Annotated in this window: 9 protein-coding genes and 1 other RNA gene; 3 read left to right on the top strand and 7 right to left on the bottom strand. The window is 51.7% G+C overall.

Annotation, left to right across the window (positions count from 1 at the left end; all coding sequences use genetic code 11):
* Positions 1-274 precede the first annotated feature (274 nt).
* The 3 genes from NDI45_RS03255 to NDI45_RS03245 form a co-directional block, all read right to left on the bottom strand.
* Complete coding sequence (locus NDI45_RS03255) at positions 275-1255, bottom strand: fasciclin domain-containing protein (RefSeq protein ID WP_348246280.1); 981 nt, start codon at positions 1253-1255, stop codon at positions 275-277.
* A gap of 157 nt (positions 1256-1412) precedes the next feature.
* Complete coding sequence (locus NDI45_RS03250; RefSeq protein WP_348246415.1) at positions 1413-2717, bottom strand: FAD-dependent hydroxylase; 1305 nt, start codon at positions 2715-2717, stop codon at positions 1413-1415.
* A 151-nt stretch (positions 2718-2868) separates the two neighbouring features.
* A complete protein-coding gene (locus NDI45_RS03245) occupies positions 2869-4059 on the bottom strand; it encodes a class I SAM-dependent methyltransferase (RefSeq protein ID WP_348246278.1) in 1191 nt (396 codons plus the stop codon).
* Between the two features lie 381 nt (positions 4060-4440).
* Here NDI45_RS03245 and NDI45_RS03240 point away from each other — a divergent pair, with 381 nt between their 5' ends.
* Positions 4441-7842 (top strand): phycobilisome rod-core linker polypeptide, encoded by a 3402-nt coding sequence (locus tag NDI45_RS03240; protein WP_348246276.1) that lies wholly within the window; start codon positions 4441-4443, stop codon positions 7840-7842.
* A 197-nt stretch (positions 7843-8039) separates the two neighbouring features.
* Here NDI45_RS03240 and ssrS read toward each other — a convergent pair.
* Positions 8040-8222, bottom strand: a non-coding RNA gene (gene ssrS / locus NDI45_RS03235) — 6S RNA.
* A 324-nt stretch (positions 8223-8546) separates the two neighbouring features.
* Between ssrS and NDI45_RS03230 the strand changes: the two genes are divergently transcribed.
* The gene (locus NDI45_RS03230) at positions 8547-12494 is read left to right on the top strand and encodes a hypothetical protein (RefSeq protein ID WP_190792785.1); all 3948 of its coding nucleotides are present in this window, start codon (positions 8547-8549) and stop codon (positions 12492-12494) included.
* Positions 12495-12499: 5 nt separating this feature from the next.
* Here the strand turns inward: NDI45_RS03230 and NDI45_RS03225 are convergent, their stop codons facing one another.
* The 3 genes from NDI45_RS03225 to NDI45_RS03215 are packed head-to-tail and all read right to left on the bottom strand — an operon-like array spanning position 12500 to position 15859.
* Positions 12500-13684: a glycosyltransferase gene (locus NDI45_RS03225; protein WP_348246274.1), complete on the bottom strand. Its 1185-nt coding sequence runs from the start codon at positions 13682-13684 to the stop codon at positions 12500-12502.
* On the bottom strand, positions 13681-15702 hold the full coding sequence (locus tag NDI45_RS03220) for an ABC transporter ATP-binding protein (RefSeq protein WP_348246272.1): 2022 nt from the start codon (positions 15700-15702) through the stop codon (positions 13681-13683). Before NDI45_RS03220 ends, NDI45_RS03225 begins: the two co-directional genes overlap by 4 nt.
* A 4-nt stretch (positions 15703-15706) precedes the next feature.
* Entirely contained in the window at positions 15707-15859 is a 153-nt protein-coding gene (locus NDI45_RS03215) for a hypothetical protein (RefSeq protein WP_348246270.1), read from the bottom strand.
* A gap of 112 nt (positions 15860-15971) precedes the next feature.
* Here NDI45_RS03215 and NDI45_RS03210 point away from each other — a divergent pair, with 112 nt between their 5' ends.
* Entirely contained in the window at positions 15972-16592 is a 621-nt protein-coding gene (locus NDI45_RS03210; RefSeq protein ID WP_190792787.1) for a DUF308 domain-containing protein, read from the top strand.
* The last annotated feature ends 197 nt before the right edge of the window (positions 16593-16789 follow it).

The raw sequence follows: 16789 nt of genomic DNA, 5'->3' as shown, positions 1-16789 counted from the left end.
ATACGCCCCCCTAGCCCCTCAAAGTTGGGGGAACCAGAATTCAAAGTCCCTCAGTATTGGGGGATTTAGGGGGCGATGCAGAAGCTAAATTTGCACCCTTCATATCCCGATTCAGCAACGCCAAAAAAGGAGCCACAGGCATCTTCAAGGGAAGCATGTCGTGACTCCTAAATCACTCTCATTAAAAAGCAAAGCGGTGGATAGACCGCTCACCAGAAACGATCGCCGACTTTAGCAAAAGCTGAAATCGTTAATGTTGCGATCGCAGAACTTTTTACCACAGTCCTCGAACAGGGGCAGGAGTCTGGGTAGTCGTTGCTCTGGTGGTTCCGGTGGTACCAGTGGTTTGGGTTCTGACGGTTCCGGTCGTGCCAGTGGTTTGGGTTCTGACGGTTCCCGTGGTCTCAGTCGTTTGAGTTCTGACGGTTCCCGTGGTGCCAGTTGTCCCCGTAACGCCAGTCGTTCCCGTTGTGCCACTAGTTTGGGTTCTGGTCGTTCCGGTAACTCCAGTTGTCCCCGTAACACCGGTGGTTCCGGTCGTGCCGCTGGTTTGGGTTCTGGTCGTTCCGGTAACTCCGGTAACTCCGGTGGTTCCCGTGGTTCCCGTGGTTCCCGTGGTTCCAGTAGTTCCCATTGTGCCAGTGCTTCCAGCAGTCTGAGTTCTGGTGGTTCCAGGGGTTCCGGCAGTTTGAAGGCGGTCGCTCAACTGAGAGGCAATCGATTGTGGAACGAGAACTTCATCGATCGCATGAATCACGCCATTGCTGGCTTCTACATCAGGAGTCGTCACCGTTGCGTTATTCACCGTAACGCCAGAAGATGCAGCCTGAATATTGAGTGGGCCGTTGAGACTATCCACTGAACCACTACGAATCTGGCTGGTAGGTAGCTCACCCGAAACCACATGGTAGGTAAGAATCTGCGTTAGCAAATCCCGGTTTTGCGGCTCAAGCAATGCCTGGAGCACACCAGGAGGAAGGGCAGCAAACGCCTCATTGGTTGGCGCAAAGACGGTAAGAGGTCCGGGTCCAGATAGGGTTTGAACTAATCCTGCTGCCTGCACCGCTTGAACCAGGGTACTGAAATTAGGATTGGCAGCCGCTACACCCACGATCGTATTAGAAGCTTGCGTTGCAGTTGCGGGAGCGGAGGGCTGAGAATTTGTGGACTGAGCCATTGCCGCAACAGGGGCAAAACTTCCTGCACTGATAGCAAACACGATTGCCAGTGCCTTAGAACTGATTTTTATAGTCATCGTTCACTCCTTAATCGTGCTTCGTCCAATATTACCCGATTTGTGAAGAAAACTTAAAGCACGGCATCACATATAACAAATGACAATGATAAATAAATTAATGATTGAGGAATGATTGAGGCGATCGGCAAAGCAATTCACCCTTTGGCAATCGACCTCAGGAAGGGCTAGGAAGCAGCGGCTCCGTCTCTTTTCGCTCTTCAAGGGATTGAGCCTGATGAGACAGAGCAACAGCCGGAGATTTTCCGCTCATCCCCGTCATTAGCTTCAGTGCGAGAAATCGCAGCGGGCGGATTGCTCCCATTACGTGTAAACCTAACCGCCGCACCAGCACGATCGGCAGCACAGTATTCGAGAAAAAGCGATCGAGAAAATCGGTGAACCCAAGAATCATTAGATTTTCAAATTTGCGCCAGCGTTCATATCGCCGCAGAACTTTGAGACTGCCTACATCCTCGCCGCGCTGATAGGCCGTTTTGATCACCTGTGCCAGTGCCGCCGCATCGCGAATGCCCAGATTCATGCCCTGTCCGCCCACGGGATGACAGCAGTGAGCCGCGTCGCCCACCAGTGCCAGCCGAGACAAGGTATATCGATCGCTCTGCATCAGCTTCACCGGAAACAGGAGTCGATCGCCCAGCAATTCAATCTTGCCCAATTGCCCATCATATCGACGCTCCAGCTCTGCCAGAAACTCAGATTCTTCGACTTCCAGCCATTTTTTAGCTTCCGCATGGGGAGCAGTTAAGACAATCTGACAGCGATTCTCCGGCAGAGGCAGGGTCGCAAACGGACCACTTGCCCAGAAATGCTCGCGCGCGATGTTGCCGTGAGATTTCTCAGGACGAATTACCGCCGTAATACAGGACTGCCAGTATTGCCAACCTTGGGTCTGAATGCCTGCGGCTTCACGGAGAGGCGATCGAGAACCATCTGCGGCGACCAGGAGGCGTGTTTGCACCGTCTGAAGCTCTCCTGCAATCGAGAGCGTGAGCGTGACGCGATCAGTCTGATAATCCGCCTGCTGCACTTCCGCCGGACAAATCCAGGTGATTGACTCTGCGCCTTCCAGCCGATTCAGCAATGCCTGCACAATCACATGATGTTCGCCCACGTAGCCCAGTTCATCGGTGCCCAGGTCCTCAGGCTGCAACCTTACAACCGCAGGATAATGCTCATCGGCAAGGGAAATCTGCTGAAAGGTGGTAATCTGCGGCAGAATCTCGTCCCAGATGCCCAGCCCTGCAAAGATCTTGCCAGACATTAATGTAATCGCGTATGCCCGATGAAACTGGAGTCCTGCGTCACGCGGCTTTGCCTCAATCAGGGCAATCTTTAAGCCCGTGTCTTTGAGGGCACAAGCCAGAGTTAAACCGACAATGCCGCCCCCCACGATCGCCAAATCAAACAGAGCAGGCAGGGAGCCAGAAGAGGAAACCGAAGCAGACTGAGCCAGAATCATTCGAGACAGCAATAGAAATTACAGGCAGAAAATTACAGGCAGATAAGTCCCAAACTGATTGACTTTAGCAATCAATTCAGGTTATGAGCCGCAATACTTTTATTCTGCCGCGACCGACTAAGAGAAGCAAGGCAAACCGAACATTGCAGAATTATTGTGCAGGGGAAAGTAAAATTAGCTGCTGGGACTGGAGCGATCGCACCCCAGCCAAATCTAAATCTACAGTTTGTAGAATTTCTCGAACCGATCGCGTCTGATTGCCGTCTGCGGCTTTGAGAAACTGCCATTCGGCTTCGCTCAGGTTCACAATCTGGTAGTCGTAGTTAAATAGACAGCGACTATCCCACCCGTCCATACAAGGGCTGCGATCGGGCATGGCAGACAGCAGCGTTTCGTCGTCCGACCAGTCCGGTTTCGGAAGCGGCTCGCGTCCGAGGAAAAATTCGTAGTGGGTAATGGTTTCCGGGTCGAGCAGTTCGATCAGGCGATACCGCTGGCGATCACTAAGGTGGGCGGCACGATCAAGTAAATCTGGGGCTTTGTGAAGAAGGCGATCGAGCTGCCAGACACGAGGATTTGAGAAACCAATAAACTCTAGCCCCGAAGCGTCGATCAGTTCAAATAATGTATCGATGTTGTAATCAATCTCCTGAGGGTGAACGTACATATCTGCAAAGCATTCGTCCTTCTGGTTTTCCAGCGACCAGCGTTCTTGCTCTCGCTTCACCAAACGGTTGTTTTCTGGCAATGCACTCAAGATTTTGCGTCCAACCTGAACGCCGTCTTGATAGTTGCCGCGCTGGTCTCCCTGAAGGAGGGCGATCGCCTGCTGCATCAGCTTAATTTCCCAGCGTCCTAATTCTCCATAAACAAAAATGTGCATAATGCCACCCGGAGCCAGCTTTTTTGCCAAAGCTTGAATGCCGCGAATTGGGTCAGGCAGGTGATGCAGAACGCCAACGCAATTAATAAAGTCAAATTCGCCCGAAAGCTGCCCTACATCATAAAGACTCAGGTGATGAAACTGAACTCGACTCGCGCCGCTCCGCTGACATCGCTCCTGGGCGACAGCGAGAGTTCCGGCACTGAGATCAATTCCAGTGACTTGCGCTTCGGAATTAAGATGCACCAAATACTCGGTTCCTACACCTGAGCCACAGCCCGCATCCAGAATGCGAACATCCTGCCGGGAAGGCTTCTGTCCGGTGCAAAAGTTGTAGGCAGCGAGCCAGTTCCATCGCCAGTTGTAGCCAGGGGGCGGCTCATCCAGCAGGGGTTCCGGTGGAAAAGGGTAAGTGTCGTAGAGTTTGGCAACAGCAGCGGAAATTGCAGAATCAGACATAGCCTCAGGAGTTGCAGGGGTGAGAGGGCAGCAAATTTGAGTGTATCGAAAAGGGGGACAGCGATGGGGGTCTAAATACTCGTGATGAGAAAGTAACAAAACTTATACACATCCTCAGGTATGCTGCCTCGATCCCCTATGATTTTCTGTGTGGCACTCTTCGGTTCTCTACATGGTTCTTAATAATTTCATGTGGAACCCCGAAACGTTCTAATTTAATACTTAGCCAGTTGACCCTGGGCAGTCGTTCTGGTGAGCTTTATTGGAGGTCGTGGACGCTGTGAACCCGTAAACCGTGAACACAGTCAAGCGATATTTCATGAGCGGCACTTAGGGGCAGGTCTAAATGCAATCACTATATAAGGGAGCTTTTGAAATCCAATGAGTGTTAAGGCGAGTGGTGGAAGCTCTGTTGCGCGTCCGCAGCTATATCAAACCGTACCTGTCGCAACCATTTCTCAAGCTGAGCAGCAAGACCGTTTTCCGGGACGGGCAGAGCTAAATGAGCTTTCCGGCTACTTCAACTCTGGTTTGAAGCGGCTAGAAATTGCACAAATCCTGACCCAAAACTCGGAGCTGATTGTCTCTCGCGCTGCCAACCGAATTTTTGTGGGTGGCTCTCCGATGGCGTTTCTCGAAAAGCCTACGGAAGAAGTGCCCGTCATGATGACCATGGGCGGTACAGCACTGGATACCAAAGAAGCCATGAAGCTGGGAACCGCAACCTATGTGTCGAGCGGTGGTGGTTTCCTCGAAGGAATTCGATCGCTCTTTAGTGCATCGGGCAGCGGTCCTACCCCGGCAGGATTCCGTCCGATTAACGTGGCTCGCTACGGTCCGCGCAATATGCAAAAGTCGCTGCGGGACATGAGCTGGTTCCTGCGCTATACGACTTATGCGATCGTCGCGGGTGATCCCAATATCATTGCGGTCAACACCCGTGGTCTGCGAGAAATTATCGAAAACGCCTGTTCCGGCGAAGCAACCCTGGTGGCACTGCAAGAAATGAAAGCGGCTGCACTAGGCTATCTGCGTCAGGATGAGGCGGGTTTGGCGATCGTGACTCAGTACTTCGATGTATTGATTAACGAATTCAAAGCCCCTACGCCTTCTAACAAGGTGCGTCAGCGTCCGTCGGGCGATCAACAGGGTTTGGAACTGCCGCAAATCTACTTCAACGCGGCAGAGCGTCGTCCCAAATACGCGATGAAGCCGGGATTGTCGGCAACTGAGAAGAACGATGTGGTGAAAGCCGCTTATCGTCAAGTGTTCGAGCGGGATATCACGCGGGCTTACTCGCTGAACATTTCCTATCTGGAATCGCAGGTGAAAAACGGCGATATCTCGATGAAAGGGTTCATCCGCCGCTTGGGTAAATCGCCCCTCTACCGCAAGAACTTCTACGAGCCGTACATTAATAGCCGAGCATTGGAACTGGCATTCCGTCACTTCCTGGGTCGCGGTCCGTCTTCGCGGGAAGAAGTGCAGAAGTATTTTGCGATCGTCTCCAACGGTGGTCTGCCTGCTCTAGTGGATGCCCTGGTGGATTCGCAAGAATACTCGGATTACTTCGGTGAGGAAACCGTTCCTTATCTGCGCGGTCTAGGTCAGGAAGCGCAGGAGTGCCGCAACTGGGGTCCGCAGCAAGACCTGTTTAACTACAGCGCACCCTTCCGCAAGGTTCCGCAGTTCCTCACAACCTTTGCGCGGTACAACCAACCCCTGCCCGACCAGCACGTTTACGGCTCCGGCAACGATCCGCTGGAAATTCAGTTCGGTGCGATCTTCCCGAAAGAGACCCGTAACCCCAGCACCAGCCCTGCTCCATTTGGTAAAGACACCCGCCGGATTCTGATCAATCGCGGTCCGGGCATCAACAACCAGGTGAGCAATCCGAGGGCGCAAGGCATCGCTCCGGGAACGCTGGGTCCCAAGGTGTTCAAGCTGGATCAAATTCCCAGCTACACCGGAACCTTTGCGAAGAAGGGCAGCAACACTCAGGGCATCAGTACCAAGTTCTCGGAAAGCTCGACCCAGAAGGTGATCAAAGCGGCTTATCTGCAAGTCTTTGGGCGCGATGTCTATGAAGGACAGCGGTTGAAAGTTTCAGAAATCAAGCTGGAGAACGGCGAGATTACGGTGCGGGAGTTTATCCGTCAGTTAGCGAAGTCGGATCTGTTCCGCAAGCTCTACTGGACTTCGCTGTATGTCACCAAGTCTGTGGAATACATCCACCGTCGTTTGCTGGGTCGCCCCACCTACGGTCGTCAGGAAATCAACAGCTACTTTGATCTGTGCGCGAAGAAAGGCTTCTATGCCCTGATCGACGCGATTATCGACAGTGAAGAGTACAACAAGGCGTTTGGCGAAGATACTATTCCCTACGAGCGGTATCTGACTCCGGGCGGTCTGGCACTACGAACCAACCGGGTGGGCAGCATCAGCGACAAAGCAACGCGGATTGACGTTGAAGAAACGCCGAAGTTTGTCGAAATGGGTGCGGTGAAGGAAACTCGTACCGAACCCGACGTGCAGTTCCGCGTCAGCCAGGGGGTCAGCAAGCGGCGTGAGCAAACCAAGACCTTTAAGCTCACCACCCTTGATCCGACTGCGACAAACACCGTGATCCGGGCAGCCTACCGCCAGATTTTTGAGCGCGATATCGAACCGTACATCGCACAAAATGAGTTCACGGCACTGGAAAGCAAGCTGACCAACGGCGAGATTAACCTGAAGGAGTTTATCGAAGCTCTCGGTATGTCTCGGCTATACATTAAAGAGTTCTACGCGCCGTACCCGAATACGAAGGTGATCGAACTGGGAACCAAGCACTTCCTCGGACGTGCCCCGATCGATCAAGTCGAGATTCGCAAGTACAACAAGATCCTGGCTTCGGAAGGTCTGGCTGCGTTCATTCGCTCGATGACCAATAGCCCAGAATACGCAGAAAACTTCGGCGAAGACACGGTTCCGTACCGCCGCTTCCCGTCACTGCCTGCCGCCAACTTCCCGAACACGCAGAAGCTTTATAACCAGCTCACCAAGCAAAATGATGATCTGGTTGTGCCTAGCTTTGAGCCAGTGAAGACTCGGATGGACATCACAAAGATGCCGCTGATGAGCAAGGCGATGGCTGATCTGGAGAAGCAGGCGCGCCAGCCCGACCTCAGCAAACCGAGATTTGTGGAACTGGGTCGATCGTTTAGCAACGGCAACGGTCAATCCGTCGAAGTGGGCGTAGGAACGGCTCGCCGTAAACCCTCCCGCATCTTCCGCCTGAACCCAGAAACTAGCGGCTCTGAGAAGGAACTGGTAATCAACGCGCTCTATGTGCAGGTGATGGATGTGTTTAGCGGTCAGGTGCCGTCCGAAATCCGTCGCTCTGACCTGGAAAGCAGGCTGAAGAACGGTGAAATCTCGGTGCGCGAGTTTGTCAAGTCTCTGGCTAGCTCGGACATCTATGTACGCCGCTTCTACACCCCGTACCCCAATACGAAGGTGATTGAGTTCCTGTTCCGTCACCTGCTGGGACGCGCTCCGGCAACCCAGGCTGAGATCCGCGAGTACAACAAGATTCTGGCGGATCAGGGTCTACGGGCTGCGGTAGACACAATGGTTAACAGCGCAGAGTACAGCCGCTACTTCGGTGAAGACGTGGTTCCGTACAAGCGGTATCCGTCACTACCTGCCGGAAACTACATTGGTAGTGTGAAGGCAGAAGAGGATCTGGTGAAACAGTCCTGGTCAGGCTACTCGCCTTCCTATCTCACCGGACGGAGCTAAATAGTTGCGCTAACAAGAGCTAAACGGTAGAAGGTTCTGAGTCTCATCGTCCCTTGATTGGCATCTGCGATCAAGGGACTTTTTGTTGGAGCTTGACTTTTTGTTAAAGGATCTTTGAGGAGAAGGATGTTTGGAAGTGCAAACGCAAATAGTAAAATTCCCTCATCTATACAGACAAGGGAATAAAAACTTATAACAGTTCCCCGCAACGCCGTCTTACCTCAGTTTTTGACCTGGTATAAACCAGGTGGGAACTACTCGCCCAGTTTAAAGTTTCCGAGTACAAGCCCGGTCTACTGCCACTGGAACTCTTCGGCTCCCTTATTCAAAAAGCATAGATCATAAAACATTATTGGCAGTCACCAACGTTGCAGTAGAACCTTCCCTTATTCTAACGATCGATCGGCGATCGATCCACTAATCTTATAAGACTCAATCCAACTAAGCCGTTTCAATCCCCTTCCCCTTTAACTTAATTCCTCCCTGCACACTCCACAAACCCCGTTAAACGACCAACTTCCCCACTTACCTCCAAACGAACTACAAAACCCCTCCCCAGCCCTATTTCTTCATCTCTTCATTCCCCATCCGCCCCTCTACCCCCTGTCACCCACCCACCTTCACAGGCGATACTGGAATGAATCCTCCATTACAGTCCTGCAATCGTCCGGTTTGCAATACTATTTTGCGAAATCATTATCATTATGCTCAGGTATCCGTTCTCCAAAAAGAAAGCTCAAAGGGGTCAGACCAATCTGCTTCAGGAATCGCCTGACCTGGAAAAGTTGGCGCAGTCGCTTCAGCCAGTGCTTCAAGCTCAAATCATGGCGTCTCAGCTTCAGGTACGCTGTGCGATTCGGCAGAGAACGCTGTTTATTTTGATCGAACATCTGCTGCATGTTGAGCCAAGCCCCCAGCAGGTCTTTGTAGAGCTTGAAGCGATCGTTCGGAAAAATACGGCAGAGCACGTTCAAGACCCGTCTTTTGCAGCGATTCAAGGAACCAACTTACCTGTGCGGCTGTTTCTTCGGATTGCAGGGCACCAGCAACCTTATCAGTTTCATACGTTTTCGGTCAGTTTGATCTCAGTCGATCAGGGAAGGTCGATCGCTACCGAGAACGATCGCGGCATCCAGCAGATTTCTGCCTTTGTTGAGCCGTCTACTGTGCAAAGCAGGTCTTCTGACTCAGTAATCGAGGAAGGATTGGCAGCAGAAGCCGCACCCGTCAATGCATCAGGGGAAGCAACGACTGCCGTGGGTGAAGCAGCTCCCGAACCTGCGATCTCAAGCAATGAACCGATCGAACGATTAATCGCAGCAGCAGTTGAGGCTGTACCCGAAGTTAAATCCGAGGTTAAAGCAGTTGAGGCTGTACCCGAAGTTGAGATTGTACCCGAAGTTGAGGCTGGGTCAGAACCCGAGGTAGAATCTGTCGCGATCGAGTCTGCTGAGATTGAATCTGTCGAAGTGGATTCAGTAAAGGTTACCTCTGCGGAATTGGTTGGGCTGGCTGCGATCGAATTGATTGAAGTTGGGTCAGCCCATGTTGAACTCGAAGCTGAACCTGAGGCGACTGAAGCCCATTTAGTTGACGTTGAAGCTGAAGCGACTGAACCTGTTTCAGTTGAATTGATAGAGATCGATTTTGTTGATGTAGAACCTGTCCCGATCGAAACGATTGAAGCTGTTGCAACCGAACCTGTCGCGATCGGATCGATTGAAGACGATTTTGTTGACACTGTCCCTCAAGCGATTGAAGCTGGCTTAGTCGAACCTGTCTCAGTCGAGCCTGTCTCAGTCGAACCTGTCTCAGTGGAACCTGCCGAAGTTAATAGCACTGAAGTTGAGCCTGATGCCGAGGTTACGGTTTCCACGATACCGCCTGGAGCAGAGGTTGCTGAAGTCGAGTTAGTTGCAGATCAAGAATTGATATCGATCGAACCTGTCGCAGCAGTTCCTTCAGCGAGTGAACCACAGGAAATTATTGCAGCGGATGATATAGAAAGCGATCGACAATCTGAAGCGGCAGGAAGCGAACAAACTTATGCAGCGATCGAGTTCACTCATCCTGATCTTGATAGTTCTAATATTGCTAATATCGCTACGGATTTACAGCAGGATACTGCAATTTGTGAAGATCTTGACGAACCGTTCTTGGATGAAGTAACCGAAATTAAACCTGATACCGTTAACGCATCTGAGTACATATCTGAAAACGCTGAATTTGCAGCCGAGACCGAATTTCTACAGTCTGAATTTGGGGTGGAACTGGAATCCGATCGATCAAGTCTTGTTGAACCCATCTCAGAATTAATTTCGGAACCTATCTCTGGACCAATCTCAGAACCGATTGCGGAACCTATTTCTGAATCAGTCTCAGAATTAATTTTAGAATCTCCGGTTGAGGCATCTGTAGATGAGCTGACCGAAACAGAACTCCAGGAATTGGAATCATCTGTCGCCTTGTCTGAGGAGTTTTCCTTAGTACCAGAGCCATTAGCACCAGAGCCATTAGTACCAGAGCCGATCGAGCCTGTGGTTTTGCAAGCTGCTGAGCCTGCACTTCCAGAAGCGAGATTAGTAGAAACAGAAGCCTTTGAGCCTCGTTTGCCTGACAAGGCGGATGAGCCGCAGGACAGAGCGCAAACGATCGACGAGGAGAACGAGAATCAATTTGCTGAGCAATCTTTAGAATTACCAACTGAATCGATCGCTGCTTTATCAATCGATCAAGCAAATGATCAAGCAACTAATTTATTTGCAGACGAATTCTCTGATGAGTTTATTACTCCATCGACCGACAGACCAGAGACACTATCAGATAGTTTGTCTGAACAATTAGGGAGACTAGAACACCAGGAACCAGAGATTGCTCCAGAAACCATTGCGATACCAGAGACAGCAGAGCCGTACTCGATCGATTCTTCTGCAACCGTTGCCTTTATAGAAGACACTGCTTTGCCGCAAGCGGATACGCCTTCTGCGATCGAATCAGAAATTCAAGAAGATATTTCCCAAGAAGATATCTTGCAGGAAGATATTCCTCAAGATGATCTTTTCCAAGAAGAAGTAATTCAGGAGAACGTTTCTCAGGAAAATATCTCGCGGAATGCGGTTGATGATAGAGCTGAGAATTATATCGATGAAAATTATCAATCTCAAAGTTCTGCACAAGTTGTTAGTCCAATTGTTAGCTCAATTGTTAGCCCAAATTCCACGTCACCAGATTTTGCGGCGGTAAACGACCCAGCCCCGAACCGGGCCGCTGCCGAGACAAGCCCTGAAACCAAAGGCCTCTCTTTCTCGGAAGTGTTAGAGCTAGAAGCGTGGAGCGATCGGCAATCGTTTCTAAGGCGGATGTCGATTTCTGCCTGGATTTTTGCAGGCACTGTGGGAGTGTTTGGCGTTGTGACAGGCATTTACGCACTGACTCGTCCCTGTGTGATTGGAGGCTGTCTACCGGTTGAGCAGGCACAGCAAATCAGCGATCGGGCACTGAATACGATCCAAACCACTGAGTCTGCCCTGGCGATCGTGGATGCCCATAATCAACTTCGGGAAGTTAATGCGCTGCTGAGCCCGATTCCGTTTTGGTCGCCGCACTACGAGTCTGCTCAGCAAATTATGAAGGTGAGCGAAGCCAGAGCCAGCCGAGTTGCCCAGATTGTGAACGCGCTTGAGAAGGCAAACGCAGCAGCCCAGAAAAGCCTGAATCCGCCGCATCCGCTGGCGCAGTGGCGTGAGATCCAGTGGCTCTGGCGGGATGCGATCGCCGCTCTGCAAAAAATTCCGCCGGATAGTCCTGTCTACGACCTGGCACAGCGCAGGCTTCAGGAATATGAGACCAGTTTAAATGGCATCAATCAGCGGGTCGCGACCGAGCAGAACGCCCAGGAGCGGGTGAATGCAGCTCGTAGAACGGCAGAAGTGGCAGAGGCACAGGCAGGCATTGCAAAATCTGCTCAGGATTGGCAGCAGTCTTACGCCGCATGGCAGGCAGCTGTGAAGGTTCTCGATCAAATTCCGCAGGGAACGGCAGCGTATGCTGAAGCCGAGCAGCTTCTCGCACTGTATCAGCCGCGCTTGCAGGAAGCCAACCAGCGCCAAGGGCAAGAGACGATCGCCGAAAATGCCCTGCGTCAAGCCAATCAGTTGGCAGAGCAAGCCCGCAGCCTGGAGCAGCAAAACCAGTGGATCGAAGCAAAAACGATATGGCAGCAGGCAGTTACCAATCTTCAGCGGATTCCTCAAGGGAGCGTTTACTCGATGCAGGTGCAGTCTACGCTTCAGTCCTACACCGCAGCAATGACTCAAGCAGAAAAGAATGCCGCCCGTCTCACGGCAATGCAGGCTGTCCAGCCAGATCTCGATCGTACCTGTGCCGGGATGGTTCCACTTTGCACCTATTCCTTCGCGCCGCAGGCAATTCGGGTGCAGATTACCCGCAGCTACGACCAGGCGACCGAGCGCGTGATGACTTCCACTCAGAGCGGTTCGATGCAGGCAGTGATCACCACTCAGGTGAACAATCTGCTGCGATCGCTTGCTGCCATCAGCGAAACGGCTAAAGTGCCGATCGAACTTTACAATGCAGACGGCTCCCGTTTTGGAACCTACTCCCCGGAAGCCTCTGGATTTGTGGCGCAGTAAGGCAACTAGCTCAGCAAGTTGGGCTGAAACGCCTTATCCACATGGCTGAGAATTTTCTCAATCCGGTTCTCCCAGGAAAATTGCTGCACAAAGTTAATGCTGTGGGCATAGCCTTCGAGCTTCCGGGGATAGACTGCCAGCGTATGAGCAATGCAGTTGACCAGCGCAAAGGGACAGTCGGGCGCACACCAGCCTGCGATGATGCCAGCCAATTGAAACAATCGCAGCGGGGGAATCTCAGTCGCGACGATCGGCGTACCGGAGGCTAAATAGTCAAAAAACTTGAGCGGAGAGGTGAAGGAAGCTTCTTCGCCCGATCGATGGGGATGCAGCAGGACATCAGCGGCTTGAAGCAGGCTGGCAAGCTGGTCGTGCAGCACATAGCCCAGAAAAGTCACGTTTTGCAGTCCCAGCTCGATCGATCGCTGCTGATAGCTTTGCACTTTTGCCTCAGACCCGCCCGCAAACGCAAACCTAACCTGGGGCATCTCCTTTGCGACCTCCAGCAGCAGATCTACGCCCTTAAACGCATTCAGCCCGCCAGAATAGACTGCCAGAGAAGTGCAATCGCCTAAAAGCTGCTGTCGCCATTGTGCCGCTGCATCGGGTTGTCGGGTGGCAAAAGACTGGTTAAATCCGTTGTGAAGTTGAATTACTTTATCTGGCGGCATTCCTTGAGCGATCATGCTTTCCCGTACTGGATCGGCAACCGTGACCGCAAGCTGAAACATCGGATGATGGACGATTTCCGGTTCAAACTGTTTCTGCTCGTGGTGATGATGCTCATAAATTGCAGGAATCCTATTTTGAACGGCAGCTTTGATAAAATTCCAGTCGCGGCTATGAACAATCTGAACACGGGAACGAATATGAAACGGGAAATAATATTTTGAAACGATCGTACTCGGATGCGTCCATTTCGACTGACCTTTGAAGCGATCGGGAATCGGCAATCCGGCAACTTTTAGCCTGCGGTGCAAATTGTAAAACCGGGTCAGCTCCCCATCAGGAATCTGTGGACGAAAGGGCAGTAGCCAATCGATCGGCGAACTGATCTGGGGCTTCAGGTAAGTGAGAACAGCAGCATAGCCCAGATTTGCGGCAGCATTGGCACAGTTTGCCACCTGCACCAGATCGGCTCTGGGTTGAGGCAGTGTGTTGCGCGTAAAGAAAAGATAGTGTCGATTCATGAGTGTTCCTCGATCGCTTCAAGTTGCTTGACTAGATCCAGAGCTGACCGATAAGCCGTTTCGGTGTATTCCTGTTGTTCTTCGGGATACTGGACGACTTCATGCACAATCAGCCCTAACGAACCAATCACAATGTTGAGCAGCGATCGGATGTGATAAGAGAAATTCGCCGTTCGTTTGCGATGGTTGGGCTGCGAGAGTTCTGCAAACTGCTGGGCAAATTGCTCGGTAAACTGCATTTGACAGAGCCGAGCATAGTGACCCTGTTCTGCCAGCAACGATTGATGAGTGCCCAGTTCGACCAGTTTGCCCTGTTCTAAAACCGCAATTTGATCCGCCTTTTGCACGGTAGACAGCCGATGGGCAATGATAATCGTGGTTCGGTCGCGGCTGAGTCGATCGATCGCTTCCTGCACCAGTTTTTCAGAAACGGTATCAAGGGCACTGGTCGCTTCATCTAGAATTAGAATCGGCGGATTTTGGAGCAGTGCTCTGGCAATGGCAATGCGCTGTCGTTGCCCCCCAGAGAGCATTACGCCCCGATCGCCAATCACCGTTTCAAACCCGTGCGGCAATTGCAGAATAAATTCTTCGGCGTTTGCCTGTTTTGCCGCAGCAATAATTTCATCATCGGTTGCAGCCGGACAGCCGTAGGCAATGTTGTCTCGCACCGAAGCGTTAAACAAAAACGTCTCCTGGCTCACAATACCCATTGCCCGCCGCAGCGATTGATAGTCAAATTCGCGCAGGTCTTGCCCGTCTAGCAAAATGCAGCCCTCGCTGGGGTCGTAGAGTCGCGGCAATAAATCCACTAAGGTCGATTTTCCTGCCCCTGATGCTCCCACGATCGCCAGCGTCGTCCGACAGGGTAAATCAAGGTTGATATCGTGAAGAACGTATTTTTGTCGTCCTGGATAGATAAACGAAAGATTGCGAAGCTGAATTCCGGTTTGCAAAGTTTGGAACGGCAGCGTTCCGTTTTGCATAAATGGTTTATTATCACGACGGAGAAACTCGCTGGCAATTTCCAAACTGGGGGCAATACTTGCAAACTGACTGCGAGCGTTATTAAGCTGACCAATCAGGGGCAACGTCCGAAACAGCAAAAAAAGATAGGTGAGCAATACCGCAGAGAATGCCTCGAGCTGCGCTGCCAGAAAGGTACGCCCGATCGCCACAATTAGCAGCAGTGCAATTACGCCCGCCATTTCGTTCACAGGCTCAATCAGGGCAGAAACTGCCTGCGTTCGGAACTCTGCCTGCTCTCGATCGCGAATTAAACGAATCATTTTTTCATAGGCGGCGGGTTCGGTGGCAGTGGTGCGAACGAGCCGCATTCCAGACAGCAGTTCTAAAACACTGGTCGAATATTGCTTTGACGTATCCGAAAGCTGCTTGCCAAACTGCTTTGCTTGATGAATGCTCGACTGATTCACTAGCACAACGATCGCTAACAGCGCGGTTGAAGCCAGCGTTAACTGCCAGGACAGTGACACCAGCAATCCCACAAACACCAGCACCGTAATGACAACTGTGACCGATCGCGTAATGCTGCTAATTGCGCCTGCGGCACGAGAGACTTCGTTATTGAGCCGATTCACAATATCGCCAATTCCCGTGCGGCTAAAAAAATCAAGGTCAACTTCCAGCAAAAGCCGCAGTCCCTGCTCTCGCAAATCATTGGTGAGGATGCGCTTCAGGCTTCCGGCAACCAGCGCATTGCCATAGCCCGCCAGGTTTTTGAGCAGCAGCAGCAGGATAATTGCCCCCGCGAGCAGCGCGATACGAGGACGACCATCGATTTGAAATGGAGACAGCAGCATTCGCAGAACGGGCACTTCGCCCTCCAGTGCGATCGGCTGTCCCAGAAAGCTGAGCAGAACGGGCATGATCAGAGCGGTACTGACCCCGTTAAACAGCGCACCCGAAAATCCCAGCCCAATATTAAGCAGGATCAGAACAGGGTGTCGGTGAACCAGGTACAGTAACAGTTGACGCGGAGAGCGGAAATTTGACATAGCATCAGGCAGCATATTCGATCGCGTGAAGCGTTTTCTTCCAGCAGGAAACGTTCTCCTGTAGAGTGCCCGAAGCGATCGGCTGTCCAACATCACAGGTGGAAGATTTGCAGTTCGATAGGGCGATCGAAATGACTATTCTTCGATGCAAAAACATCGCGCAGCTTAACTTTCTACTCCTTTGGGGGTCTGTCTTTAGGAGCTAACAGAAGCTTGAAAAATTCTCTAGCCTTGTGAAGAGCAGTCAATCAAGCTTGAAGGAAAATTTTATGACCACGAGTGTTTCGCCGGACATGAACCGGAGTTCGAGGAATAGCCAGCTTTGGAGCGCAATTCTGCTGATCGCGCTGGGTCTAATTGCCATTATTCTGCCGCGTGTTTCAACGCTGGTCGCAGAAACCTGGATCTCCCTGATTCTGATTTCTTCGGGAGCCACCAAACTCTTTAACGCATTCCAGACTCGCCAGCAGGGCGGCTTTATCTGGAAATTGCTGCTGAGCATCCTGTACATCGGCACAGGGATCATGCTGTTTGTGAATCCGTTCGGCGGTACGATTACGCTGACTCTGCTGCTGGGTAGCTTCCTGCTAACGGAAGGCACGTTTGAGCTGATTCTGGCATTCCGTGTACGTCCCCAAGAAGGCTGGACTTCGGTGCTGGGCAATGCACTTGTGACTCTAGCACTGGGAGCAATCGTCTGGTTCCAGTGGCCCTTCAACGCACCCTGGCTCTTGGGAACTGCCGTCGGCGCAAGCATTATTTCCACCGGACTTTCGCGTCTGCTGCTGGCTCAGAACTCGCAAGCAAAGATGGCTTCCTCGACGGGAACACCTGCCAATACTGCTTCCAACCCTTCAAGCTCCACCAACGATCCGGCGGCAACGGTGTAGGTTTCCTCTATTCCGCGGCGGTTCCTCGTTCTGTTAATAATCCCCTGTCTGCCGATCGATTCTGGGCAGCCAGGGGATTTGTTGTTGTAGGATGCCTGATTGATTTGTTTTGGAACAAAATGCAGGGATGAATCCAGGCAATATTGCTCTCTGCGGTGCGATTTCATACGCAATATCAGTATGTTAAGTTGTCCAGG

Source organism: Leptolyngbya sp. GB1-A1 (assembly GCF_039962475.1).
In the GTDB taxonomy this organism is placed as follows: Bacteria; Cyanobacteriota; Cyanobacteriia; order Elainellales; family Elainellaceae; genus Leptolyngbya_A.
This window is presented reverse-complemented; position numbering and strand designations above follow the sequence as displayed.